Origin of the sequence: Micromonospora sp. NPDC049523, from assembly GCF_040676775.1 — a bacterium.
Classification (GTDB): domain Bacteria; phylum Actinomycetota; class Actinomycetes; order Mycobacteriales; family Micromonosporaceae; genus Micromonospora_G.
The window spans coordinates 155,472-178,656 of record NZ_JBFAPP010000011.1 but is presented as its reverse complement, the minus strand read 5'-3'; the positions used below and the strand labels follow the sequence as shown (position 1 = coordinate 178,656).

The window sequence follows — 23,185 nt, the reverse complement described above, 5'->3', positions numbered from 1 at the left end:
ACAGTTGACCCGCGGGTCACCGGTTCGAAACACCGTCTGGGCACGATCGGGGTCGGGCAGACTGGTCGCGGGATGGCCGCGAACACGTCCGATCGATCATCGTGCGGGGTGGATCATGAGCAGCACCGGGCCGGGCTCGACCATCGATCTGATCAGCATCCCGCGGGCGGTCGCGTCCGTGGCCATCGGCGTGGTGCACTCGGTGGAGCGGGCCGTGGTCGGCGACGCACGGGTGCGGACCGCCCGGGGCAACGCCTGGGCGGCGATCTGCGCCGACCGGGACCGGGCCCACCAGCGGGCCGAGATCCGCGCCATGGTGGCCGCGCTGACCGCTCCCCGCAGCGCCCCGGACGATGAACGGACCGGATCGCCGGTCAGTTGACCGTCGGGTCCTCGCCCCGGTCCAGCGCGTCCCAGGCGGCGACGGTCCGGCCGGCTTCGACCCGGCCGCCGGTCCCGGTGGCGACGGCGCCGTGGCCGGTGGCCGGGGCGGCGGGGCGTACCCGCTCGTAGCGTGCCCCCATCGCCGGCCAGGTGTGCCCCCGCCCGGCGGTGAGCACCCCCGCCGCGGCGACCAGCAGACCGCCCAGCGCGCAGAGCACCGGCCAGTGCAGGCTCGTCTCGCCCCGGTCGGTGCCGGTCAGTCCGTACCCGCCGCCGGCCGCCACGCCGAGCCCGACGAGCACCAGCAGCGCGCCGACCAGGCGGCGGCCGAGGCCGCGGGTGGCCAGCAGCGCGCCGGCCGAGGCCAGCCCGACCAGGGCGAGCGCGGGCAGCCAGGGCAGCAGCCCGCCGCCGGTGTGCGCGTCCCGCAGCGCCGACAGCGGCGCCGGCCTGGGGGTGATCTCGACCGACCAGGTCCGGGTGGCGGCGTAGAGCGCCAGACCCGCCCCGGCCAGACAGAGCAGGACCGCGTACGTCAACTGCCGGCGGCCGGGATCCGCCGGCCGGGCCGCGACGGGCTGCTCGCTCATCGGGCCGGCCGCAGGGTCTCGGCGGCGGCGATGGCAGCCAGTACGGCAGCCGCCTTGTTCCGGGTCTCCAGGTCCTCGGCCAACGGGTCGGAGTCGGCGACGATCCCCGCACCGGCCTGCACGTAGGCCCGCCCGTCCCGGATCAGGGCGGTACGGATGGCGATGGCCATGTCCATGTCACCGCCGAAGCCGAAGTAGCCGACGGTGCCGCCGTAGAGCCCGCGCCGGGTCGGCTCCAGGTCCTCGATGATCTCCATCGCGCGTACCTTCGGCGCGCCCGAGAGGGTGCCGGCCGGGAACGTCGCGGCCAGCGCGTCGAACGCGGTCTGGTCCGCACGCAGCGTGCCGACCACGGTCGAGACGATGTGCATGACGTGGCTGTAGCGCTCGATGGTGGCGAACTCCGGCACCTCGACGGTGCCGGGCCGGCAGACCCGACCGAGGTCGTTGCGGCCGAGGTCGACCAGCATCACGTGCTCGGAGCGCTCCTTCGGGTCGGCGAGCAGCTCGGCGCCGAGCCGGTTGTCCTCCTCCGGCGTACCGCCGCGCGGGCGGGTGCCGGCGATCGGGTGCAGCATCGCCCGGCGGGCGCCACCCTCGGCGGCGGTCACCTTCAGGTGCGCCTCCGGCGACGAGCCGACGATGTCGAAGCCGTCGAAACGCAGCAGGTACATGTACGGGCTCGGGTTGGTGCTGCGCAGCACCCGGTAGACGTCGAGCGGGTCGGCGACGGTGTCGCGTTCGAAGCGCTGGCTGACCACTATCTGGAAGCACTCACCGGCCCGGATCGCCTCCTTGGCGACCTCCACCGCCTTGGGATAGTCCCCGTCCGGGGTGTTGCAGAGCACGTCGCCGGGGGGCGGGCTCGCCACGGTGGAGATCATCGGCGGGATCGGCCGGGACAGCGCGGTGGTCATCGCGTCCAACCGCCCGACCGCCTGGTGGTACGCGGCCAGCACCCGCCCGGCGCGGTCGGGCTCGTCGGGCGCCGGCAGCACCGCGTTGGCGACCAGGATCGCCGAGCCGTCGAAGTGGTCCAGCACCACCAGGTCGGTGGCGAGCATCATGCCCAGCTCGGGCAGGCCGAGGTCGTCGAGCGCCAGCGACGGCAGCCGTTCCAGCCGGCGGACGAAGTCGTAGCCGAGGTAACCGACCATGCCACCGGTCAGCGGCGGCAGCCCGGCCACCGGATCGGTGCCCGGTCCGGTGAGCGCGGCGACGGTCTCCCGCAGCGCCGCCACCGGGTCGCCGGAGGTCGGCACCCCGGCCGGGGGCGTACCGAGCCAGTGCGCCTCACCGTCCCGCTCGACCAGGGTCGCGCTGCTGCGTACGCCGATGAACGAGTACCGCGACCAGGCGGCGCCGCCCGGTCCGGCGCCCTGTTCGGCGGACTCCAGCAGGAAGGTCCCCGGGCCGCCGGCCAGCTTGCGGTAGACCCCGACCGGGGTTTCCCCGTCGGCGAGCAGCCGCCGGGTCACCGGCACCACCCGCCGGCTGCCGGCCAGTGCGACGAAGGTCGCCTCGTCCGGGCTGACCGCACCGGTGGTCTGGCTCATGCCCGCTCCCCCGGCGTCTCGATCAGGCCGGTGACCGGGAGGTCGTCGGCGAAGCAGGTGCGGTTGCCGGTGTGGCAGGCGGGGCCGACCTGGTCGACGCTGACCAGCAGGGCGTCGCCGTCGCAGTCCAGCGCGACCGAGCGTACGTACTGGTGGTGGCCGGAGGTAGCGCCCTTGACCCAGTACTCGCGGCGGCTGCGCGACCAGTAGGTGGCCCGGCCGGTGGTGAGCGTACGGTGCAGTGCCTCGTCGTCCATCCAGGCGACCATCAGCACCTCGCCCGAGTCGTGCTGGCGGACCACGGCCGCGACCAGCCCGTCGGCGCCACGGCGCAGGCGGGCGGCGATCGCCGGGTCGAGACCGGTGGCGGGGCCGTCCGGGCCGGGGCGCGGGGCGGTCGGGGTGACGGGTGGGGTGGCCGGTGGGGCGGCTACCGGCAGCTCAGGTACGGGCACGAACCGATTGTTCCGCACCGGGGGCGGGGGTCGTCCACCCGTACCGTCCGGAGTGCGCCGCGCCGCTAACCAGCCCGTTCGAGCTGCCCGTACACCTCGATCTTGAAGTTGAGTACGGCGAGGTCCTGTTCCAGCTCGGCCATCCGGGCCAGCACCCGGTCCCGGTGGGCCTCGAACAGTTCGCGTCGCGCGCCCAGCGTCTGGTCGCCCTGCCGGGCCAGCTCGGAGTAGCGGCGCATGTCGCGTACGGGCATGCCGGTGCGGCGCAGCCGGGTGAGCAGCATCAGCCAGTCGACGTCGTTCCCGGTGTAGCGCCGCCGTCCGGCGGAGTCCCGCCCGACCGGCGCGACCAGCCCCTCCTGCTCGTACCAGCGCAACGTGTACGCGGTGAGACCGACCCGGTCGGCGGCCTCGCTGACGGTCAGTGTCGTCTCGTCCAGTCGGGCGTCCATCGATACAGGTTCCCAGTTCGAGTGCGCTCGAAGTCAAGGGGTGTGCGTTTGGCGGCCCGGTCGGGAACCGGACTCGGGGTCGATTGCCGGGCGGCAAGATTTCAACTAGCGTTGAGTTCATCAAGCGTTGAATTTATCTGAGGAGGCGCCATGAACCCCGCGATCGAGGTCACCGACCTCGTCGTCGAACGCGGCAGGCGACGGGTGCTGCACGGCCTGACCTGCGCCCTGCCCAAGGGCAGCGTCACCGGCCTGCTCGGCCCGAGCGGCAGCGGCAAGACCACCCTGCTGCGGGCCGTGGTCGGCGTGCAGCTCGTCACCTCCGGCACGGTCACCGTGCTCGGCGAGCCCGCCGGCACCGCCTCGCTGCGCCGCCGGGTGGGCTACCTGACCCAGGCGCCGAGCGTCTACACCGACCTGACGGTCCGCGAGAACGCCCGCTACTTCGCCGCCCTGCAGGGGCGCTCCGCCACCGACGCCGACCAGGCGGTCACCGACGTGGGCCTCACCTCGGCGGCAACCCAGCTCGTCGGCACACTCTCCGGCGGTCAGCGCAGCCGGGCATCGCTGGCCTGCGCCATCGTCGGCCGACCCGACCTGGTCATCCTCGACGAACCCACGGTCGGTCAGGACCCGGTGCTGCGGGCCGAGCTGTGGGACCGGTTCCACGCCATGGCCGCCGCCGGCACCACCCTGGTCGTCTCCAGCCACGTGATGGACGAGGCCGCGCGCTGCGACCGGCTGCTGCTGATCCGCCAGGGCCGGCTGATCGCCGACGACACCCCCGAGGCCGTACGCGCCAGCGCCGGCACCGACGACCTGGAGGAGGCGTTCCTCCGGCTGATCCGACGCACCGAAGCGGAACGCGGCGAGACGCTGGCGACCCCGGTGACCACCGAGGGAACGGTGACCCGATGAACCCGAGACTGCTGGCCGCGACCACCGGCCGGATCCTGCGCCAACTGCGGCACGACCGGCGTACGGTCGCGCTGCTGGTCGTCGTGCCGACCGTGCTGCTCGCCCTGCTCTACTTCATGTTCGCCGACCAGCCCACGGTGCCCGGCCAGCCGAGCACCTTCGACCGGATCGCGCTGATCATGCTCGGCGTCTTCCCGTTCGTGATCATGTTCCTGGTGACCAGCATCGCGATGCTGCGCGAGCGCACCTCCGGCACGCTGGAACGGCTGCTCACCACCCCGCTGGGCAAACTCGACCTGCTGTTCGGCTACGGCATCGCATTCGGCCTGGCGGCGGCGATCCAGGCCGGGGTGGCCGCCGGGGCGGCGTACTGGCTGTTCGATCTGGACACCGCCGGTGCCGCCGGTCTGGTCATCCTGATCGCCGTGGTGAACGCGGTGCTGGGTGTCGCCCTCGGGCTGCTCTGCAGCGCCTTCGCGCAGACCGAGTTCCAGGCCGTACAGTTCATGCCGGTCGTGGTGCTACCACAGATCCTGCTCTGTGGTCTGTTCGTCGGCCGTGGGCAGATGTCCGGCTGGCTGCAGGCGGTCAGCGACGTCCTGCCGCTGTCGTACGCGGTGGAGGCGCTGCAACAGGTCGGCGCACACACCGAACCGACCGGCACGATGTGGCGTGACCTGGTGGTCGTGCTCGGTGCCGTACTGGTGGCCCTGGTCCTCGCCGCCGCCACGCTGCGGCGGCGGACCGGCTGACCACGCGGAACAGGAACGACGAAGGACGGCGATGGCACGACGGACCGGACGGCGGCCGGGTAATCCCGACACCCGCGAGGCGATCCTCACCTCGGCCCGCGACGCGTTCGCCGAACGCGGCATCGACGGTGCGTCGATCCGGACGATAGCGGCCGGCGCCGGGGTGGACCCGGCGCTGGTCCACCACTACTTCGGCACCAAGGACAAGCTCTTCCTGGCCGTGATGAACGTGCCCTTCGACCCGTCCGAACTGCTGCCGCAGGTCGTGGCCGGCGGCTCGGACGGCATCGGTGAACGGCTGGTACGCACCTTCCTGCGGATCTGGGACTCGCCCGCCGGTGCGGCCGGCGTCGCCCTGCTCCGGTCGGTGATCAGCAACGAGTGGGCCGCCCGGCTGATGCGCGACTTCGTGGTCACCCAGATCCTGCGGCGGGTCGTGGCCGGACTGGACCTGTCCCCGGCCGAGATGCCGTTGCGGATCTCCCTGGTCGCCTCCCAACTGGTCGGCCTGGCCATGGCCCGCTACCTGCTCAGGATCGAGCCGCTGGCGAACACGCCGGCCGAGGTCGTCGTGGCCGCCATCGCCCCGACCGTGCAGCGTTACCTGACCGGCGAGCTGACCGGCGTCTTCGAACCGGTGACCGGCGTCGAACCGACGACCGACGTGGAGCCCGCCGCCGACGTGGTCTAGTTCGGTCCGGCCGGGCTCACGTCGGCGGAGTTCGGCTCGGCCGGGCTCAGGCTGGCCGGCTGGCTGTGTCGGCCCGGCCAGAGGACCGGGTGCAGCAGGTGCACCAGGTCGGCGTGGTCGCGTACCGGGCGGGGGAAGGCGAGCCGGGCACGGTAGCGGGAACCCGGTTCGCCGAGCATCACCACGAAGCCGTACCGGTCGAGCCGGACCACCCGCGGCGACGGCCCGGACCGGTGCCGGGCGGCGGGCTCGCCGAGCTGCCGGAGCACGAACTCGGTGATCTCCGCCTGGTGGTGGTCGGCCAGGTCCTCCAGCAGTTCCCGCTCCAGGTGGTGCAGCGGGTCCGGTTCGGCGGCGCCGTACTCGGCCGGGTCGATGTGGATGGTGTCGGCGTCGCGCTCCAACCGGACCTCGGCCGGCTCGAACCGGTACAGCGCGAACCGGCCGCCGACGTCGAGCAGGTCACCGGTGGGGTCGACGTCGGCGTAGTCCAGTGCGGCCTGACGGGCCTCGGCACCTTCGAGCACGGCGGCCCAGCCCGAGATCCAGACCCGGCCCAGGGCCGGGGAGCCGGCGGCCGGTGGCAGGTCGCGTACGTCGAGCACCAGTGCGGTGTCGTCGGTGCCGGGCTCCGGCCGCAGGGCGAGTGCCAGGTCGTCGACGACCGAGACCAGCAACAGCACCCGGCCGAGCGCGTCGGTGACGTGCCGGGTGCGGTGCGGCCCCGGGTGGTTGGCGACGTACGCGGTGCCGGCGAGTCGACCGGCCGCCAGTGTGCGGGCGACCTCGGCGGGACTGGGCTGCATGACCGTACCTCCGGCGGGTGAATTAGGGTGGGCTAAGTTAGGGCAGGCTAACCTACAAACCCGGGAGACGTCCACGTGAACCAGGCAAGACCCAAGGTCCGAATTTCCCGCGCCCTCGGCATCCCGCTCACCCCCAAGTGCGTGAAGTACTTCGAGCGCCGGCCGTACCCGCCGGGCGTGCACGGCCGCTCGCGCCGCAAGACCTCCGACTACCAGGTACGACTGCTGGAGAAGCAGCGCCTGCGGCACCAGTACAACGTCAGCGAGACCCAGCTTCGGCGGGCCTTCGACGACGCCGTACGCCTCGAGGGCAAGACCGGCGAGAACCTGGTCACGCTGCTGGAACGGCGCCTCGACGCGGTGGTGCTCCGGGCCGGCCTGACCCGCACCATCTACCAGGCCCGGCAACTCGTGGCACACGGGCACTTCTCGGTGGACGGAGTGAAGGTCGACCGACCGTCCTACCGGCTGCGACCCGGCCAGACCATCCGCGTACGCGAGCGCAGCCTGCGCAAGCCGCCGTTCCAGCTCGCCGCCGCTGGTGCGCACGTCGGCGAGCGGACCGCGCCGTACCTTTCGGTCAGCCTCAGCGACCTCACCGTGACCGTGATCCGCCCGCCGCTGCGGCGCGAGATCCCGGTCATCTGCGACGAGCAGCTGGTGGTCGAGTTCTACTCCCGCTGACCCGTACCCACCGTCGATCCGGGGCACCTGGTGGTCAACCCCGCACCAGGTGCTCCGGATCCGAGCCGGGTCAGCGGGTCTGTTCCAGCCAGGAGGCGTAGAGCAGGGCGTAGGTGGAGGTGGGGTCAAGCACCAGGTCGTCGTGCGGTCCGCGTTGGACGATCCGGCCCCGGTCGACCACGATCACCTCGTCGGCGGCCTGGGCGGTGGAGAGCCGGTGCGCGATGGCCACCGTGGTCCGCCCCCGGGTGACCGCGTCCAGGGTGCGTTGCAGGCGTACCTCGGTCGCCGGGTCGACGGCGCTGGTCGCCTCGTCCAGCACCAGCAGGTCCGGGTCGGCCACGTACGCCCGCGCCAGGGCGACAAGCTGCCGCTCCCCCACGCTCAGCGCCTCGCCGCGCTCGCCCACCCGGGTGTGCAGCCCGTCCGGCAGCCCGTCGACCCAGTCGGACAGGCCGAGTTCGGCGAAGGTGGCCGCCAGCTCCTCGTCCGAGCAGCCCGGACGGCCGAAGCGGACGTTCTCCGCCACGGTCGAGTCGAACAGGAAGCCGTCCTGCGGGACCATCACCACCCGCGAACGCAGCGACGAGAACCGCACCCGGTCCAGCGGGGCGCCGGACAGCAGCACCGTGCCGGTGGTCGGGTCCATCAGCCGGGTGAGCAGCTTGGCGAAGGTGGTCTTGCCGCTGCCGGTCTCGCCCACTACGGCGACCCGGCTCTTCGCCGGGATGTCCACGGTGATGTCGGAGAGCACCGGCGGGCCGCCCGGATAGGCGAAGCCGATCTCGGCGAACCGTACCTCGATCGGCCCCTCGGGCAGGTCCACGCCCTGCTCACCGGGGTCCGCCACGTCCGGGGCCAGGTCGAGTACGTCGAGCACCCGGCGCCAGCCGGCAACCGCGTTCTGCGCCTCGTTGAGCACCTCGGTGGCGATCTGCACCGGCTGGATGAAGAGCGTGACCAGGAACAGGAACGCGGTGAGCTGGCCGATGCTGAGCGTTCCGTCGACGCCAAGCCGGACCCCGAGTACGACCACCGCGGCGAGCGCCAGGCCGGCGGAGATCTCGCCGGTGGAGAAGCTGACCACACTGGTCCGGATGGCCTTCTGCTGGGCGGTGCGCTGCCCGTCGATGGCCTCGTCGATCCGGGCCGCGGTCCGCCCGGAGACGCCGTACGCGCGGATCACCGAGGCGCCGACGACGCTCTCCGCGATCGCACCGAGCAGGGCGCCCATCCGCTGCCGGACCACGCCGTACACCTGGGCCAGCCGCTTCTGGAAGGCGCGGATGACCAGCAGGGCGGGGATGAAAGCGGCGAACACCACCAGCGTGAGCTGCCAGGAGTAGACCGCCATCACGATCGCGGTCACCACCACCTGGCCGGCGCTGATCAGCAGGATCACGCCACCCCACTGGAGGAACTGGGTGATCTGGTCGACGTCGCTGGTGACCCGGGAGACCAGCGAGCCGCGCCGCTCCGACTGCTGGTGCAGCATCGACAGGTCGTGCACGTGCCGGAAGGCGCGGGTGCGTACCCCGGCCAGTGCCGTCTCGCTGACGGTGAACAGCCGGCGCATCATCAGGTAGCCGCAGATCGTGGTCAGCACCAGCACCGCGGCGGTCACCGCGACCACCACGCCGACCACGCCGAGGTCCGGGCCGCCGGGCGCGCGCAGGCCGCGGTCGATGCCCTGCTGGATCGCCACCGGTACGGCCGCCCGGCCGATCATCGACACCAGCGCGAAGGCGAGCGTGCCGGCCAGACCGGTACGCAGTTCGGGGGAGAGCGCCAGGCCGCGCCGCAGCGTACGCCAGGTGCCCTCGGTCGCCTCGGTGCCGCCGATGGCGGTGGCGGTGGCGGTTGCCGTGTCGGTGCTCACGCGACCACCTCGCTGATGTCGCCGTCGACCGTGACGTCACGTGCACCGGCACCGGTCGGCGGATCGGGCTCGACCGGCTCGTCCACGTACGCCTTCTCCCGCTCTCGTTCGGCCTCCGCCTTCTCGTAGGCGGTGACCAGGTCGGCGTAGCCCGGCACGGTGGCCAGCAGTTCGGGGTGCGTGCCGCGGGCGATCACCCGGCCCTGCTCGACGTAGATGACCTCGTCGGCCAGGGCGATGGTGGCCCGGCGGTACGCCACCACCAGGATCGAGGCGGCCGGGCCGGTGGACCCGTCGGCCCCGGTGGGCGGGCCACCCCGGCTCAACGCGGCGAGGATGGCCGCCTCGACCCGCGGGTCGACCGCGCTGGTCGCGTCATCGAGCACCAGTAGGCGCGGCCGTCCGGCCAACGCGCGGGCCAGGGTGAGCCGCTGGCGCTGCCCGCCGGACAGCGACGTGCCCCGCTCGCCGACCATGGTGTCCAGCCCCTCGGGCAGCGCGGAGATGAAGCCGTCCGCCTCGGCCAGCCGCAGCGCCGCCCAGACGTCCTCGTCTTCGATGCCGGGCCGGTCGAGGGTGATGTTGGCCCGGACGGTGTCGTCGAAGACGAACGGCACCTGCGCCACCAGGGCCACGGTGTCGGTGAGCGATCCGGCGGTCAGCGACCGTACGTCGACGTCGTCCAGGCTCACCGTGCCGGACTGCGGGTCGACCAGCCGTACGGCCAGCGAGACGATGGTCGACTTACCGGAGCCGGTCGGCCCGACCAGGGCGACGGTGCGGCCGGGCGGGACGGTGAACGAGACCTCGTGCAGCACCGGGATCCGGGCCGAGCGCACCCGCTCCGGCGCGACCAGCTCACCGGACGGGGAGGGGTCGGCGGGGGCGGTGACGCGGGCCGGGTCGGTCGGGCCGCCCGGGTCGGCGGCACCGGTCGGGCCGCCGAGACCTGCGTCGGCCCAGTCCGGGGGTTCGTAGCCGAACTCGACCCGGTCGAAGACGAGGGTTGCGGGCTTGTTGTCGTGCCGGTCCAGCACGGTCTGCCCGTACGGCATGTCGCCGGTAGCGGTGAGGACCCGCTGGACCCGGTCCCAGCCGGCGACGCTGCGCGGCAGTTCGGCGAGCACCCAGCCGATCGCGCGTACCGGGAAGGCCAGCACGGTGAACAGGAACGCGACGCTGACCAGCTCGGTCACGGTGACCGCGCCCTCGCGCAGGCGGAACGCCCCGACCAGCAGCACGGCCAGGGTGCCGAGGCTGGGCAGGGTGTCGAGCATCGGGTCGAAGACGCCGCGCAGCCGGCCGACCGAGATCAGCGCGTCGCGCAGCTCACCGGCCTGTACGGCGAACCGGGCGGTTTCCTGCGCTTCCCGGCCCATGGTCTTGACCACCAGGGCGCCGTCGAAGCTCTCGTGCGCGATCGCGCTGACCTCGGCCCGGAGTTGCTGGGCCCGGGCCTGACGGGGCGCCATCCGGCGGGAGTAGACGACGTTGAGCGCGAACAGCGCCGGGAAGATCGCCATGCCGACCATGGCCAGCACCCAGTCGGTGGCGAACAGCGACCCGATCGCGGCGACCAGCATGACCAGCGTGCCCACGGCGAAGGGCAGTGGCGCGATCGGGTACCAGGTGGCCTCGACGTCGGAGTTGGCGTTGGAGAGCAGGGTTCCGGTGGCGTGCCGGTGGTGCCAGGACAGCGGCAGGTCCAGGTAGCGGCGGGTGACCCGGCGCCGGTACGTCGCCTGGAGCCGGTACTGCATGTAACCGGCGGCGATCCGGCGGCCGAAGACGCCCAGCACCTTGAACAGGCTTACCCCGACCAGGGCGGCGGCGGCGAGCGCGACCAGCCCGGCGTCGGCCCGCCCGTCGGTGATCGACGGCACCACCACGTTCCCGACGATGGCTCCGACCACGTACGCGCTGGCGATCGTGACCAACCCGAAGAGCACGCTGCCGCTGACCGCGACCGCGAAGATCCGGGGTTCCTCCCGGATCGCCCAGCCGAGCACCCGCAGCCCCCGCCCGAGCACGTCCCGACTCGTCCTGTTCGCCACTCGCTCCCCCGCCGTAAGCCATGCTTGTCCACCCCATCCTTACCGATCTGGGTGGTCGGTGACGATCTGGGTCCGATTGTGTCTGCCGTCACAGCAATCCTTACCCGAGCCGGTCGTACCGCACCCGAGCCGCCCGGACCGATCGCGCCTACGATCGACCACATGCCGCGGTACGCCGATTCGGAACGCCAGTCGCTCGCCGACCTCCTGCTCGCGCTCGGCCCGGACGCCCCCACCATCAACGAGGGCTGGGAGACCCGGCACATGGCCGCCCACCTGGTGCTCCGGGAGCGCCGCCCGGACGCCGCGGCCGGGATCATGATCCGCCCCCTGGCCGGGTACACCGAGCGGCTGTTGCAGAAGATGGCCGCCCAGCCGTACGACGACCTGATCGCCCGGCTGCGCCGCCCACCCCGCTGGGGTCTGATCACCAACCCGCTCGTCAACGAACTGGCCAACGGTCTGGAGTTCCTCGTGCACCACGAGGACGTACGCCGGGCCCAGCCGGACTGGCAGCCCCGTGACCTGTCGCCGGGCCACCAGGCGGCGATCTGGAAGCAGTTGCCGATGATGGCCCGGATGGCACTGCGACGCTTCCCGGCCGCGCTGGTGGTCCAGGCGCCCGGCTACGGCGAGGGCTCCACCGGTGCCGGTGGGGAACCCCTGCGCCTGGTCGGCGCACCCAGCGAGTTGGCGCTGTTCCTGATGGGCCGGCAGCGGGTGGCCCGGGTGCAGCTGACCGGTTCGAACGCGCTGACCGAGCGGCTGCGTACCACCAAGCTCGGCGGCTGAACCCCGCACCGGCTTCCGAACCCCCGTACGCCGGCCGTCCGGCACGTACCGTCGGCCGCAGCGATCCGGCGGTTCGCCGCCCGCGCGCAACTTGCACCGGATCCGGTAACCCGTTGGGCCCCCTGTGCCCGTAGGCTTCATCGCGCACCTTCCCCGGACACCGCGCCGCCCGGCGGCCCGTGGTCCGGTCCACCTCTCGGTCAACCTTCAACGGCGCGGACCCGATGCGGCGGGTCACGAGCGATCGGGTGACTAGAGGCGCTCACCGGCACACCCCCGCTGGTGCCCCGGCCGCGTACGTCCGGCCGGCCCGTCCGTCCGCGATGGACGGTGGCCAGTGTGCCGCGCGCGTCTGGCCACCCGGTCGCCGCCTGTCGCGGCGGGCCCCGTGCGACAGGGGGCAACATGCGGTCTTTCGCCGTGGCGGCACTCACCCCGCCGCCGTTTCCGGCGCACCTCAACCCGCACGCCGCCGAGTCGGCTGCGCGGTCCGCCCGGTGGGCGGCCGAACTCGGCCTGATCGTGACGACCGACGCCGCCCGGCGACTCGACCGGGCGAACGCCGGTGACCTTGCCGGCCGAGCCTGCCCGGACGCCGACCCGGATCGACTCGACCTGCTCACCGACCTGGTGACCTGGCTGTTCGCCTTCGACGACGCGTGCGACGACGACGGCCTCGGTGCCGACCCGAGTCGGCTGTCGCCGGTAGTGAGCCGGCTACTCGACGTACTCGACCTGCTCGGTGAACCGCCGCCACCGGCCATACTCGCCGCCGCCGGCCCCACCGGCGCCGGACTGCACGACCTGTGCCGGCGGCTGCGCCAGGACAACCGGCCCGACCTGCTGGTGCGCTTCGCCGCGCGGTTCCGCGACTACCTACTGGCCCTGCTCTGGGAGGCCGCGAACCGGGAGCACCACCGGGTGCCGGCGATCAGCGAGTACATCCAGATGCGGCGACACACCGGCGCCGTACATCCGAGTTTCGTGCTGACCGACCACGCCCGTGACGCCCGGCCGGGGGCCGCGGCGCTCGCCGACCCGCAACTGTCCGAACTGGACCGCTGGGCCGCCGACCTGGTCTGTTGGTGCAACGACGTCTTCTCGTACGGCAAGGAGCGGCTGCTGGAACAGGACGGGCACAACCTGACCCTGGTGATCGCCCGGGAGACCGGGCAGGACGAACACACCGCACTGCTCGACGCGGCGGGGCGGTTCAACCACGGGCTCGACGCGTACCTCCGGTTGGAGGAGCAGGTGCTCGACGGCGCCGAGCCGGCGGTCACCCGGTTCGTGGCGGGGCGACGGGACTGGATCCGGGCCACCTACGACTGGTCCCTGAACGCCACCCGGTACGCCTGAGTCGTGCGGGGTTCAGTCGTCCTGCTTCACCGAGGCGCTGGGCCGGCCGTCGGGGCAGCTCACCCGTACCTCGACCCGGCCGGCCCGGCCCTCGAAGGTCACCTCGGCCCGGTCGTCCGGGCCGGGGTCGACCTGCTTCACCGCGTAACCCTGCGCCGGGGTCCAGGACACCAGCGAGACCGTACGGCCGTCGCAGCGCGCCACCACCGTTCCCCCCGGCGTCGAGATCGGCGTACGCGCAGCGGAACCGCCGGAGGCGGTCGGGGTCACGTTCGACGGTGGACCGGACGAGGGCGAGCCGGCTGACGGCGTACCGGTGGGGAGTTGGACCGGTGACGACGGTGCGGCGGGCGCGGCGGCCAGGTCCCGCGCCAGCTCCCGCTCGTCCACGACCGGGCCGGCCGGGCCGGTGATGCCGGTGCCGATCAGCTCGACCGCACCCAGGCCGGTGACCGTGGCGGCCACGGCGGCGGCGAGCCATCCGGCGACGGCGAGCAGACCACGGTTCGTCATCCCCCGACTATGCCCGCCGCAACCCTAAGGCGGGCACCGCGGAACGCTAAGGGAGGGTTAACGCCACCCGCACCACCGGCCAGGTGGGGATACCGTGCCTGCTGTGGCCCGCCTCCTGCTGATCGAGGACGACCCGACGATCCGGCTGCCGCTGCTGCGTGCCCTGCGCGAACGCGGCCACGCGGTCGCCGCCGCGCAGACCGCGCTCACCGGTCTGCAGGGTGTCCTCGACGACCGTCCCGACCTGATCGTCCTCGACCTCGGCCTGCCCGACCTCGACGGACTGGAACTGCTCCGGATGGTGCGCGCGGTGAGCACCATTCCGGTGATCATCGCGACCGCACGCGACGACGAGACGGAGATCGTGCGCGCACTCGACGCGGGCGCCGACGACTACGTGGTGAAGCCGTTCACCGCCGCCCAGCTCGACGCGCGGGTCCGCGCGGTGCTCCGGCGCGGGCCGGAGCAGCCGACCCAGCCCGCGGTGCTGACCGTGGGCGAGCTGCGCATCGACCCGGGGGCGCGGACGGCCAGCCGGGCCGGGCGCGACCTGGAGCTGACCCCGCGCGAGTTCGACCTGCTGCACCACCTTGCCCGACGGGCCGGACAGGTGGTGAGCAAACGGGAACTGCTCACCGAGGTCTGGCAGGTGCCGTACGGCAGCGCCGACAAGACCGTCGACGTGCACCTGTCCTGGCTGCGCCGCAAGCTCGGCGAGACCGCGCAGCAACCGGTCTACCTGCACACCGTGCGCGGCGTCGGCGTACGGCTCGACGCCCCCGGGCCGGGCGCCGGGCCGGACTCGGCCGCGGGGCCGGACACGGATCCCTCGCCGGGAACGGCGGCGGGGCCGGGAACGGAGTACGGGCCGGCGGCGGGGGCGGGGCGGCCGGCGTGAGGCGGCGGTTGACGCTGCTGGTCGCCGCGACCATGTGCCTGGTCCTGCTCGCGTTCCTGGTGCCGCTCGCGGTGCTGTTGCGCCGGGTGGCGGTGGACAGGGCGACCAACAGCGCGGTGGCGGCCGTACAGAGCGTGGCCGCGCTGGTGGGCAGCGCCGATCCGGACGCGCTGCGGTTCAGCGTCGAGCAGGTGGCCGCCGAATCGCACCGGCCGGTCACCGTCTTCCTGGCGGACGGATCGGTACTCGGCACCCCCGCCCCGCGCACGGACGCGGTCACGCTGGCCGCGCGCGGCAGGAGCGTGACCGTGGACCGGCCGGACGGGCGGGAGGTCGTGGTCGCCGTACAGCGCCGGCCGGGCGAAACCGCGGTGATCCGTACCTTCGTCACCGCGGCGGAACTGGATCGGGGCGTACGGCGGGCATGGCTGCTGCTCGCCGCGCTCGGCGCCACCCTGCTGCTGCTCGGCCTGGTGGTCGCCGACCGGCTGGCCAGGGCACTCGTACGCCCCATCGCGGAGCTGTCCGCGGTGTCGCACCGGCTCGCCCGCGCCGACCTCTCCGCGCGGGCCACCCCGACCGGGCCACCGGAGCTGCGTGAGGTCGCCGGAGCGCTCAACCACCTCGCCGGCCGGATCCAGGAGCTGCTGCGCGACGAACGCGAGCAGGTAGCCGACCTGTCGCACCGGTTGCGTACGCCGTTGACCGCGCTGCGGCTGGAGTCCGAGGCGCTTACCGACCGGGCCGAGGCGGCCAGGATCACCGCTGCGGTGGACGCCCTGGAGCGGGCGGTGACCGGGTTGATCCGACAGGCCCGGCGGTATGGCCCGACGGGGGCGGACGGTTGGTGCGACGCGGCCCCGGTGGTCCTGGACCGGGTCGAGTTCTGGTCGGTGCTGGCCGAGGAGACCGGTCGGACGATCACGTCCGAGCTGGTTGCCGGGCCGCTGCCGGTCCGGCTACCGACCGACGAACTCGCCGCGCTGGTGGATGCGCTGCTCGGCAACATCTTCGCGCACACCCCCGACGGCACCGGGTTCTCGGTCACGCTGGTGCCGAGGGCGGGTGGCGGGGCGGTGCTGACCGTGGCGGACCACGGCCCCGGACTGCCCCGCCCGCTGGTCGAACCCGGCCGTACGGACACCGGCGCGCCGGCCGATGCCAGCGTCGATGCCGGTCCGGTGGCGACACCGGTACGCCGGGGCGGCAGCTTCGCCGGGTCGACCGGACTGGGGCTGGACATCGCCGACCGGGCGGCCCGGGACAGCGGTGGTGCGCTGCATCTGGCCGACAACGCCGAGGGCGGAGCCCGGATCCGGGTGGAGCTGGGACCACCGCCGTCCGACCCGGCGTAGCGGGAGCGTCTTCTGCCCGGCCCGACCCGGCTTCAGCCGGCCTGAGGCGCGTCCACCCCCGCTCGACGCGGCTTCTACTGGGACTCGCGCGGCTTTACCCGGCCTTAGCAGTCGCGCAGCGCGCCGCTATCCCGGCTCGGGCGAACCTGTGACCAACGCAGGCAGCCGAACCGACAGTAGGCCGCCCGAGGAGGTTCCGATGACCCGCAAGACACTGATCCTGGCCGCTGGTGGCGTACTCGCCGTCGCACTGGTCGGCACCGCGCTGGGCGCGAACGCCGCCGAGCGGACGTCGGGCGGTGACGACACCGCCCGACCCGCCGCTGTCACGAGCACGGATGCGACAGTGCCCGCCGATCCCACCGTGTCGGCGACCTCCGACGACTCGACCGGCCCGGCCGTGCCGACCGACACGGGTACGCCGACGGAATCGAGCACCCCGACCGATCCGGGCACCCCGACGGACGGAAGCTCCACCGGTCCGGCACCGGCACCGACGGCGGACCGGACCGTGCCGAGCAGCGGCAAGGTCGGCCGGGACCGGGCGGTCGAGATCGCCCGCGAGCACGTCGGCGGCGGCAAGCTGGAGAAGGTCGAGTCCGAGCAGGAGCACGGTCGCCAGGTGTGGAGCGTCCGGCTGATCCAGGACGGCAACCGGGTGCGCGTCGACGTCGACGTCGCCACCGGCCGGATCACCCGCACGGAACGCAAGTCCGACCACTGACCCACGGCACCAGCACGACGACCACTGACCGACCGGGACGAGTACGGGGAGCCGGCACCCGCCCGGCTCCCCGTACTCGTTGCCGTCGAGCTGTCGGTCAGCTCAGCCGGATGGTCGGTGTCAGTTGACCACGAACAGCAGGCGGTTCGGCGAGCCGCTGCCGGGGTTGGTGACCACGTTCTGGGTCGCGTTGTCGTAGAGGTAGTTGCGCACCTGGGTGGGGGTGTAGGACGGGTTGGCCGAGAGCACCAGGGCCGCCGCGCCGGCCACGTGCGGCGAGGCCATCGACGTACCGCTGATGCTGTTGGTCGCGGTGTTGCTGGTGTACCAGGCCGAGGTGATCGACGAACCCGGCGCGAAGATGTCCAGGCAGGTGCCGTAGTTCGAGTACGACGCGCGGGCGTCGGTGCTGGTGGTGGCGCCGACGGTGATCGCCGAGGCGGTACGGGCCGGCGACGAGTTGCAGGCGTTGGCGCTGGAGTTGCCGGCCGCCAGGGCGTACGTCACGCCGGAGCTGATCGAGCTGGCGACCGCGTTGTCCAGCGCGGTGCTGGCGCCGCCGCCGAGGCTCATGTTGGCCACCGCGGGCTTCACCGCGTTCTGGGTGACCCAGTTGACACCGGCGATGACACCGGCGTTGGTGCCGCTGCCGGAGCAGTTGAGCACCCGTACGCCGACCAGCCGGACGGCCTTGGCCACCCCGTACGCGGAGCCGCCGACGGTGCCGGCGACGTGCGTACCGTGCCCGTTGCAGTCGTCGGCCGACCCGCCGTCGACGGCGTCGTAGCCGCTGGTGGCCCGGCCGCCGAAGTCGCTGTGCGAGAAGCGGATACCGGTGTCGATGATGTACGCCCGTACGTTGCTGGCGGTGTTCGGGTACGTGTACGAGCGGTTCAGCGGAAGGTTGCGCTGGTCGATGCGGTCCAGCCCCCAGGACGGCGGGTTGGTCTGGGTGGCGTTGATCGACACCACCTGGTCCTGCTCGACGTAGGCGACGTCGGGGTGGGCGGCGAGGCGCTGGGCCGCCTTGGCGCTCAGCCGGGCCTCGAATCCGTTCAGGGCCGCGCCGTACACCTGGGCGACGCTGCCGCCGTACTTGTCGGCCAGTTCGCCGGCCTTGGTCGGCACCGCGGTGGCGGCCCGTGCCGTGCCGGCCGCCGCGCCGACGGCGCCGTCCTTGAGGACCACGATGTAGCTGCCCGCGACCGCGTTCGGGCTGCCCGCGAGCCGTACCTCGCCGGTTGCCGGTGCGGCGGCCGCCGGGCTGGTGGTGGCTACCGCGGCGGTCGCCGCCGCGACGAAGATTCCGAGCGCCAGCCGGCGCGCGTAGCGCAAGTCCGCACGTGTCATCTTCCGACTCCTCCCTGACCGTCCGGAGATGGATCGATCGAGGTCAGCCTATGTAATAACATCATCGGCGCTCTATATCGAAATCCTCATACCACGCACCGACCGGCCCATCCGGGTACCGGACTTTCGGACAGCGATCGCCCCGGTCACTTCGGGGGTAGCCGAGCTGGACCCCGCGCAATACTGTCTAGTAACCAACATTTAACGTGATGCCCGTCACGCACCCATATTCGGAAGGCTGACCCCCCTCATGGCTTTCGACCTCCCGTACCGGTCCGTCCCGGACATGTTCCTGCAGCGCGTCACCGCCACCCCCGACCGGCAGGCGTTCGGTTACCCCGCCCCGGACGACTCCGGCCCGGTCTGGTTGACCTGGTCCCAGGTCGGCCAGCGGGCCAAGGCGGTCGCCGCCGGCCTGCGTGAACTCGGCGTCGGGCGCGAGGACCGGGTGGCGATCCTGGCCAACACCCGGCTCGACTGGGTCGTCGCCGACCTCGGCATCATGTGCGCGGGTGGCGCGACCACCACGGTCTACCCGACGACCGAACCGCAGGACGCCAGCTTCATCGTGGCCGACTCCGGCTCGCGGGTGCTGATCGCGGAGAACGCCACCCAGGCCGGCAAGATCGCGGGGGCGAACCTGCCCGAACTGACCCACGTCGTCCTCATCGACGGCACCGCCGACCCGGCCGCCGCCATCCCCCAGATCACCCTCGCCGACCTGGAGATCCAGGGTACGCAGGCACTCGAACGAGACCCCGAGCTGATCGAACGGATCGTGGCGGAGATCGGCGGGGACGACCTGGCCACCCTGATCTACACCTCGGGCACCACCGGCCGTCCCAAGGGTGTCGAGCTGCTGCACGCCGGTTGGGTCTGGGAGGGCGTACGCCAGGCCGAGTTCGAGTTGCTCAGGCCGGACGACCTGCAGTACCTCTGGTTGCCGCTGTCGCACTCGTTCGGCAAGACGCTGATCTGCGGCGTGATCCACGTCGGCCTGCCGACGTACGTCGACGGGCGGGTGGACAAGCTGGTCGACCTGCTCTCCGTGGTCCGACCGACGCTGATGTGCGGGGCGCCCCGGGTGTTCGAGAAGGTCTACAACAAGACCGTCACCACGGCCCAGTCCGGCGGTGGCGCGAAGGCGAAGATCTTCGCCTGGGCGGTCCGGACGGGCAAGGAGAAGGTCCGGCTGGAACAGGCCGGTTCCCCGGTGCCGGGTGGGCTGGCGTTCCGCTACCGGCTGGCGGAGAAGCTGGTCTTCAGCAAGCTGCAGGCCCGGCTCGGCGGACGGATCCGGGTAATGGTCTCCGGCGCCGCCCCGCTGAGCCCGGAGATCGGCGCGTTCTTCGCCGCCGCGAACCTGCCGATCTCGGAGGGCTACGGGCTGACCGAGACCAGCGCGGGCAACTTCGTCAACCGGCCCGGCAAGCTCAGGATCGGTACGGTGGGCCAGCGCCTCGGCGACCTGGAGTGCAAGATCGACTCCGATGGTGAGGTGCTGTTGCGCGGTGCCCCGGTGATGCGCGGTTACCACAACCTGCCGGAGGAGACCGCCGCCGCGTTCACCGAGGACGGCTTCTTCCGTACCGGCGACATCGGCACCCTCGACGAGCAGGGCTACCTGAAGATCACCGACCGGAAGAAGGACCTGGTCAAGACGTCCGGCGGCAAGTACATCGCGCCGTCGCACATCGAGGGCCTGTTCAAGGCGCTCTGCCCGTACACCTCGCAGGCGCTGGTGATCGGCCAGGCCCGCAACTACTGCGTCATGCTGGTCACCCTGGACCCGGACGCGATCGCCGGCTGGGCGGTCGGCGGCCCGCTGGCCGGCAAGCCGTACGCCGAGATCGTCGGCTCCGCCGAGGTGCGCGCCATGGTCGACGGCTACGTGCAGGAGCTGAACGGCAAGCTCAACCGCTGGGAGACGATCAAGAAGGTCAGCATCCTGCCCCGCGACCTGACCATCGAGGACGGCGAGCTGACCCCCTCGCTGAAGATCAAGCGTCGCGGCGTGGAGGCGAACTTCGCCGACGAGATCGACAAGATGTACCAGGGCACCCTGGCCGAGATCTGATCCCCCAACGCACTCGGCCGCTCCCCCGGCCGAGGGTCAGGAAGGGCCCCTCACCTCGGAATCCGAGCAGGGGGCCCTTCCCGACGTACGCTCACGCGATGACGGCGGGTTCTCTCCACTGTGGACGAGCGGCGGACCGGTCCAGGTCGTAGCGGACCGCGGCGATCCGGTGCACCGCCTCCACCAGGTCCGCGGCCGGCAGGGTGAACGGCAGCCGCAGGAAACGTTCGAGGGTGCCGTCCAGGCCGAACCGGGGGCCGGGGGCCAGCCGTACGCCGACCTCCTCGGCGGCACGGGACAGCGCGCTGGAGATCGGCCCGTCGAGTTCCGCCCAGAGCGTCACCCCGCCCTGCGGCACGGTGACCTGCCAGTCCGGCAGCGACTCCCGCAACACGGCGAGCAGGGCATCGCGCTGCTCGGCCAACTGGGTCCGGCGGGCGGCCACGATCGTCGGGGCGTCCGCGAGCAGCCGTACGGCCACCAGTTGGTCCAGCACCGGGCTGGCCATGTCGACACCCACCCGCGCCGCGGCCAGCCGCTGCACCTGGGGCGCCGAGGCGCGTACCCAGCCGATGCGCAGACCGCCCCAGTAGGGCTTGCTCATGCCGCCGATCGAGATCACCCGGGAGTGCCGGTCGAAGACGGCCGCGGGCGGTGGCATCGGGGCGTCGGTCAGCGGCAGGTCCACGAAGGACTCGTCGACGACCAGGTCGGTGCCACCGGCGTGGGCCGCGGCGACCACCCGCTCGCGCAGGTCGGCCGACATCAGGTGCCCGGTCGGGTTCTGGAACTCCGGGATCAGGTAGGCCAGTCGTGGCCGGCTCTGGCGCAGCGCGCTGAGCAGCAGTTCGCCGTCCCAGCCGGAGCCGCTCGGCGCCAGGCCGTGGGTGGCGATCCGAGCCCGCCGCGCGGAGAGCGCGGCCAGCGCGTTCGGATAGGTGGGCGACTCGACCAGTACGCTGCCGCCGGTCGGCAGGGCCAGCCGCAGCACCAGGTCCAGCGCGTGCTGGGTGCCACTGGTCACCATGATCTGCTCGGCGCTGGTCGGCAGTCCGCGCTCGGTGTAACCGCAGGCGATCGCCTCACGCAGCTCGACGATGCCGGTCGGGTGGTAGCCGGCGCCGCCGAGGTAGCGGGGCAGGTCCTCGGCGGCGGCGCGGGCGGCCGGCACGAGTTGGGCCGGCGCGGCGAGCGCGGCGCAGCCGAGGTCGATCATGTCGAGATCGTCCTGCGGGGTCCAGAGCCCGGAAGAGGCGACCCGGTGTCCACCGGGGAGCATGGTCCAGCTCCCGGCGCCGCGCCGGCTGTTGAGGTGGCCGCTCTCGCGCAACTCCCGGTACGCGGCGGTGACCGTGGTACGGCTGACCAGCAGCGCCTCGGCCAGCTCGCGTTCGGCCGGCAGTCGTACGCCCAGCGGCAGCCGACCGTCGGCGAGCAGCCCGCGTACGGAACTGGCGAGGGCGAGGTAGTCGGGACTGCGTCGGCGGCCCGGCAACGCGTGCCACTGACCCAGCAGACGAGCCAATTGCGTGCCACGTACCAGCACAGTCATGGCCACCCACCCTCAATTGGCTCTCTTCCGACCCTCGAATTGGTACTTAGAGTGGCATCCGTGACCCAGATTGGCAACCTTCGTGACCGGCTGACCCGGCGCCTCGTACAGCTCTTCGCCGGCCTGACCCTGTACGGCTTCAGCATGGCGCTGATGCTCGAGTCGACGCTCGGCCTGGACCCGTGGGACGTCTTCCACCAGGGTCTGGCCGAACGCACCGGGCTCTCCTTCGGCACCGTGGTCATCCTGGTCGGCGCACTGGTGCTGCTGCTCTGGATCCCACTGCGCCAGCGCCCCGGCATCGGCACGGTCAGCAACGTGGTGGTGATCGGGCTGGTCGTCGACGCCGGGCAGTACGTCCTGCCGACCCCGTCGGCGCTCGCCGCCCGGATCGGTTTCCTGGTCGCCGGCATCCTGCTCAACGGGGTGGCCACCGGCCTCTACCTGGGTGCCCGACTCGGCCCCGGTCCCCGCGACGGGCTGATGACCGGCTACGTCGCCCGCCGCCCGGGGCGCTCCATCCGGCTGGTCCGTACGGTGATCGAGGTCGGGGTGCTCGCGGTCGGCGTCCTGCTCGGCGGCACGGTCGGCGTCGGCACGGTCGTGTACGCCCTCGCCATCGGACCGCTCGCCCACCTGTTCATCCCGATGTTCCACATCCCGCCGACCGGCGCCGGCCCGGCTCCCGGTCAGCCGGCCGCGGCCGGTGCCGCACCGGCATAGACGGGCTTCGTTGTCGCAGGTCCGGGGCCCGCGAGCGGGTGAGGCGGGAAACACAGTCCCCACAATGGTTCCCTCGGCGGCGATCACACGGCATCATTTCCCCATGGGGGATGAGGGGTGGCGTTGGGCAGACGCCTGGATCTTCGTGTCGCTCGTGATCGCCGGAGGCGCCGGGCGACACCGACGTTCCGCGACCACCCGCCGGCCCGAGGGCGTACGCCTCGCCGACGTCCTCTCCACCGCTGACCACCTCAACCACACCATCCCCGGTCGGCACGAGGTCGAGGCGGCAGTACGCCGGCTCGCCGGAGCCGAGCTGATCAACGTGGCGGACGGCTGGTTCCGGGTCACCCCGGCCGGCGAACACCTCTGGCGTACGCGCCCGCGCAACGGCCTGGCCAGCGCCGTCGAGACGGTGCACTCGGTGCTGAGCCGCCGAGCCGCTCCGGGCGCCGCCGACTGGGAACTGCACGAGGACGAGCACGCCGCCGCGGTGTTGGAGTTCTCCGCCCGTACCAGCGTCCCCCGCCCGCGCCGCTCCCCCGAGAACGACCCCGCATAGCGCGACGATCTTGCAGTTATGGTGGTGCGCAAATCCGGATGAGTACCCCGATTCGGGCG

The 23,185-nt window shown here is 72.5% G+C and carries 22 protein-coding genes and 1 pseudogene; 13 read left to right on the top strand and 10 right to left on the bottom strand.

Annotation, left to right across the window (positions count from 1 at the left end; all coding sequences use genetic code 11):
• Positions 1 to 115: 115 nt before the first annotated feature.
• A complete protein-coding gene (locus AB0J90_RS19360) occupies positions 116 to 382 on the top strand; it encodes a hypothetical protein (RefSeq protein WP_363597598.1) in 267 nt (88 codons plus the stop codon).
• On the opposite strand, the gene AB0J90_RS19355 is transcribed toward AB0J90_RS19360, so the two are convergent.
• From AB0J90_RS19355 to AB0J90_RS19340, 4 genes are all read right to left on the bottom strand, one after another.
• Positions 375 to 974, bottom strand: coding sequence for a Trp biosynthesis-associated membrane protein (locus AB0J90_RS19355; RefSeq protein WP_363597596.1), 600 nt, complete (start codon positions 972 to 974; stop codon positions 375 to 377). The two genes, AB0J90_RS19360 and AB0J90_RS19355, sit on opposite strands and share 8 nt — an antisense overlap.
• Positions 971 to 2,530, bottom strand: a complete 1,560-nt coding sequence (locus AB0J90_RS19350; protein ID WP_363597594.1) for an anthranilate synthase component I — start codon at positions 2,528 to 2,530, stop codon at positions 971 to 973. Before AB0J90_RS19350 ends, AB0J90_RS19355 begins: the two co-directional genes overlap by 4 nt.
• Complete coding sequence (gene hisI, locus AB0J90_RS19345; RefSeq protein ID WP_363597592.1) at positions 2,527 to 2,985, bottom strand: phosphoribosyl-AMP cyclohydrolase; 459 nt, start codon at positions 2,983 to 2,985, stop codon at positions 2,527 to 2,529. Before hisI ends, AB0J90_RS19350 begins: the two co-directional genes overlap by 4 nt.
• A gap of 65 nt (positions 2,986 to 3,050) precedes the next feature.
• The gene (locus AB0J90_RS19340) at positions 3,051 to 3,437 is read right to left on the bottom strand and encodes a MerR family transcriptional regulator (RefSeq protein ID WP_363597590.1); all 387 of its coding nucleotides are present in this window, start codon (positions 3,435 to 3,437) and stop codon (positions 3,051 to 3,053) included.
• A 150-nt stretch (positions 3,438 to 3,587) separates the two neighbouring features.
• Here AB0J90_RS19340 and AB0J90_RS19335 point away from each other — a divergent pair, with 150 nt between their 5' ends.
• From AB0J90_RS19335 to AB0J90_RS19325, 3 genes are read left to right on the top strand one after another with little or no spacing between them, the layout of a single operon-like run.
• Positions 3,588 to 4,355: an ABC transporter ATP-binding protein gene (locus tag AB0J90_RS19335; RefSeq protein ID WP_363597588.1), complete on the top strand. Its 768-nt coding sequence runs from the start codon at positions 3,588 to 3,590 to the stop codon at positions 4,353 to 4,355.
• Positions 4,352 to 5,107 (top strand): ABC transporter permease, encoded by a 756-nt coding sequence (locus tag AB0J90_RS19330; protein ID WP_363597586.1) that lies wholly within the window; start codon positions 4,352 to 4,354, stop codon positions 5,105 to 5,107. Before AB0J90_RS19335 ends, AB0J90_RS19330 begins: the two co-directional genes overlap by 4 nt.
• Positions 5,108 to 5,138: 31 nt before the next feature.
• Positions 5,139 to 5,798 carry a TetR family transcriptional regulator gene (locus AB0J90_RS19325; protein ID WP_363597584.1) on the top strand — a complete coding sequence of 220 codons (660 nt, stop codon included), beginning with the start codon at positions 5,139 to 5,141 and terminating at the stop codon, positions 5,796 to 5,798.
• On the opposite strand, the gene AB0J90_RS19320 is transcribed toward AB0J90_RS19325, so the two are convergent.
• Entirely contained in the window at positions 5,795 to 6,604 is an 810-nt protein-coding gene (locus AB0J90_RS19320) for a DUF2470 domain-containing protein (protein WP_363597582.1), read from the bottom strand. The genes AB0J90_RS19325 and AB0J90_RS19320 overlap by 4 nt on opposite strands.
• Positions 6,605 to 6,679: 75 nt before the next feature.
• Here AB0J90_RS19320 and rpsD point away from each other — a divergent pair, with 75 nt between their 5' ends.
• Positions 6,680 to 7,288, top strand: coding sequence for a 30S ribosomal protein S4 (rpsD, locus tag AB0J90_RS19315; RefSeq protein WP_363597580.1), 609 nt, complete (start codon positions 6,680 to 6,682; stop codon positions 7,286 to 7,288).
• 70 nt (positions 7,289 to 7,358) lie between these two features.
• Here rpsD and AB0J90_RS19310 read toward each other — a convergent pair whose 3' ends face one another.
• Positions 7,359 to 9,131 carry an ABC transporter ATP-binding protein gene (locus tag AB0J90_RS19310; protein ID WP_363597781.1) on the bottom strand — a complete coding sequence of 591 codons (1,773 nt, stop codon included), beginning with the start codon at positions 9,129 to 9,131 and terminating at the stop codon, positions 7,359 to 7,361.
• A 32-nt stretch (positions 9,132 to 9,163) separates the two neighbouring features.
• Complete coding sequence (locus AB0J90_RS19305; RefSeq protein ID WP_363597578.1) at positions 9,164 to 11,221, bottom strand: ABC transporter ATP-binding protein; 2,058 nt, start codon at positions 11,219 to 11,221, stop codon at positions 9,164 to 9,166.
• Between the two features lie 162 nt (positions 11,222 to 11,383).
• Between AB0J90_RS19305 and AB0J90_RS19300 the strand changes: the two genes are divergently transcribed.
• Both AB0J90_RS19300 and AB0J90_RS19295 read left to right on the top strand, forming a co-directional pair.
• Complete coding sequence (locus AB0J90_RS19300) at positions 11,384 to 12,013, top strand: TIGR03085 family metal-binding protein (RefSeq protein ID WP_363597576.1); 630 nt, start codon at positions 11,384 to 11,386, stop codon at positions 12,011 to 12,013.
• Positions 12,014 to 12,418: 405 nt separating this feature from the next.
• Positions 12,419 to 13,372 (top strand): terpene synthase, encoded by a 954-nt coding sequence (locus AB0J90_RS19295; protein ID WP_363597574.1) that lies wholly within the window; start codon positions 12,419 to 12,421, stop codon positions 13,370 to 13,372.
• A 12-nt stretch (positions 13,373 to 13,384) separates the two neighbouring features.
• Here AB0J90_RS19295 and AB0J90_RS19290 read toward each other — a convergent pair whose 3' ends face one another.
• Entirely contained in the window at positions 13,385 to 13,885 is a 501-nt protein-coding gene (locus AB0J90_RS19290) for a septum formation initiator (RefSeq protein ID WP_363597572.1), read from the bottom strand.
• Between the two features lie 103 nt (positions 13,886 to 13,988).
• Between AB0J90_RS19290 and AB0J90_RS19285 the strand changes: the two are divergent.
• The 3 genes and pseudogenes from AB0J90_RS19285 to AB0J90_RS19275 all read left to right on the top strand — a co-directional run.
• Positions 13,989 to 14,666 (top strand): annotated as a pseudogene (locus AB0J90_RS19285) (response regulator transcription factor); the annotation flags it as partial.
• A gap of 113 nt (positions 14,667 to 14,779) precedes the next feature.
• Positions 14,780 to 16,138: a HAMP domain-containing sensor histidine kinase gene (locus AB0J90_RS19280; protein WP_363597570.1), complete on the top strand. Its 1,359-nt coding sequence runs from the start codon at positions 14,780 to 14,782 to the stop codon at positions 16,136 to 16,138.
• 199 nt (positions 16,139 to 16,337) lie between these two features.
• Complete coding sequence (locus tag AB0J90_RS19275; protein WP_363597568.1) at positions 16,338 to 16,862, top strand: PepSY domain-containing protein; 525 nt, start codon at positions 16,338 to 16,340, stop codon at positions 16,860 to 16,862.
• A 120-nt stretch (positions 16,863 to 16,982) separates the two neighbouring features.
• Here AB0J90_RS19275 and AB0J90_RS19270 read toward each other — a convergent pair whose 3' ends face one another.
• A complete protein-coding gene (locus tag AB0J90_RS19270) occupies positions 16,983 to 18,212 on the bottom strand; it encodes a S8 family peptidase (protein ID WP_363597566.1) in 1,230 nt (409 codons plus the stop codon).
• A 250-nt stretch (positions 18,213 to 18,462) separates the two neighbouring features.
• Between AB0J90_RS19270 and AB0J90_RS19265 the strand changes: the two genes are divergently transcribed.
• Entirely contained in the window at positions 18,463 to 20,289 is a 1,827-nt protein-coding gene (locus tag AB0J90_RS19265) for a long-chain fatty acid--CoA ligase (protein WP_363597564.1), read from the top strand.
• Between the two features lie 91 nt (positions 20,290 to 20,380).
• Here the strand turns inward: AB0J90_RS19265 and AB0J90_RS19260 are convergent, their stop codons facing one another.
• Positions 20,381 to 21,841 (bottom strand): PLP-dependent aminotransferase family protein, encoded by a 1,461-nt coding sequence (locus tag AB0J90_RS19260; protein WP_363597562.1) that lies wholly within the window; start codon positions 21,839 to 21,841, stop codon positions 20,381 to 20,383.
• Between the two features lie 60 nt (positions 21,842 to 21,901).
• On the opposite strand from AB0J90_RS19260, the gene AB0J90_RS19255 reads away from it, so the two are divergent.
• Both AB0J90_RS19255 and AB0J90_RS19250 read left to right on the top strand, forming a co-directional pair.
• A complete protein-coding gene (locus AB0J90_RS19255) occupies positions 21,902 to 22,564 on the top strand; it encodes a hypothetical protein (protein ID WP_363597560.1) in 663 nt (220 codons plus the stop codon).
• A 103-nt stretch (positions 22,565 to 22,667) separates the two neighbouring features.
• Positions 22,668 to 23,126, top strand: coding sequence for a hypothetical protein (locus tag AB0J90_RS19250; protein ID WP_363597558.1), 459 nt, complete (start codon positions 22,668 to 22,670; stop codon positions 23,124 to 23,126).
• Positions 23,127 to 23,185: the final 59 nt, after the last annotated feature.

Excerpts from the sequence above, each read along its gene's own strand:
- AB0J90_RS19360 (WP_363597598.1), top strand. The coding sequence starts at position 116 with ATGAGCAGCACCGGGCCGGGCTCGACCATCGATCTGATCAGCATCCCG.
- AB0J90_RS19355 (WP_363597596.1), bottom strand. The coding sequence starts at position 974 with ATGAGCGAGCAGCCCGTCGCGGCCCGGCCGGCGGATCCCGGCCGCCGG.
- AB0J90_RS19350 (WP_363597594.1), bottom strand. The coding sequence starts at position 2,530 with ATGAGCCAGACCACCGGTGCGGTCAGCCCGGACGAGGCGACCTTCGTC.
- AB0J90_RS19340 (WP_363597590.1), bottom strand. The coding sequence starts at position 3,437 with ATGGACGCCCGACTGGACGAGACGACACTGACCGTCAGCGAGGCCGCC.
- AB0J90_RS19335 (WP_363597588.1), top strand. The coding sequence starts at position 3,588 with ATGAACCCCGCGATCGAGGTCACCGACCTCGTCGTCGAACGCGGCAGG.
- AB0J90_RS19330 (WP_363597586.1), top strand. The coding sequence starts at position 4,352 with ATGAACCCGAGACTGCTGGCCGCGACCACCGGCCGGATCCTGCGCCAA.
- AB0J90_RS19325 (WP_363597584.1), top strand. The coding sequence starts at position 5,139 with ATGGCACGACGGACCGGACGGCGGCCGGGTAATCCCGACACCCGCGAG.
- AB0J90_RS19320 (WP_363597582.1), bottom strand. The coding sequence starts at position 6,604 with ATGCAGCCCAGTCCCGCCGAGGTCGCCCGCACACTGGCGGCCGGTCGA.
- AB0J90_RS19300 (WP_363597576.1), top strand. The coding sequence starts at position 11,384 with ATGCCGCGGTACGCCGATTCGGAACGCCAGTCGCTCGCCGACCTCCTG.
- AB0J90_RS19295 (WP_363597574.1), top strand. The coding sequence starts at position 12,419 with ATGCGGTCTTTCGCCGTGGCGGCACTCACCCCGCCGCCGTTTCCGGCG.
- AB0J90_RS19290 (WP_363597572.1), bottom strand. The coding sequence starts at position 13,885 with ATGACGAACCGTGGTCTGCTCGCCGTCGCCGGATGGCTCGCCGCCGCC.
- AB0J90_RS19275 (WP_363597568.1), top strand. The coding sequence starts at position 16,338 with ATGACCCGCAAGACACTGATCCTGGCCGCTGGTGGCGTACTCGCCGTC.
- AB0J90_RS19270 (WP_363597566.1), bottom strand. The coding sequence starts at position 18,212 with ATGACACGTGCGGACTTGCGCTACGCGCGCCGGCTGGCGCTCGGAATC.
- AB0J90_RS19265 (WP_363597564.1), top strand. The coding sequence starts at position 18,463 with ATGGCTTTCGACCTCCCGTACCGGTCCGTCCCGGACATGTTCCTGCAG.
- AB0J90_RS19260 (WP_363597562.1), bottom strand. The coding sequence starts at position 21,841 with ATGACTGTGCTGGTACGTGGCACGCAATTGGCTCGTCTGCTGGGTCAG.
- AB0J90_RS19250 (WP_363597558.1), top strand. The coding sequence starts at position 22,668 with ATGGGGGATGAGGGGTGGCGTTGGGCAGACGCCTGGATCTTCGTGTCG.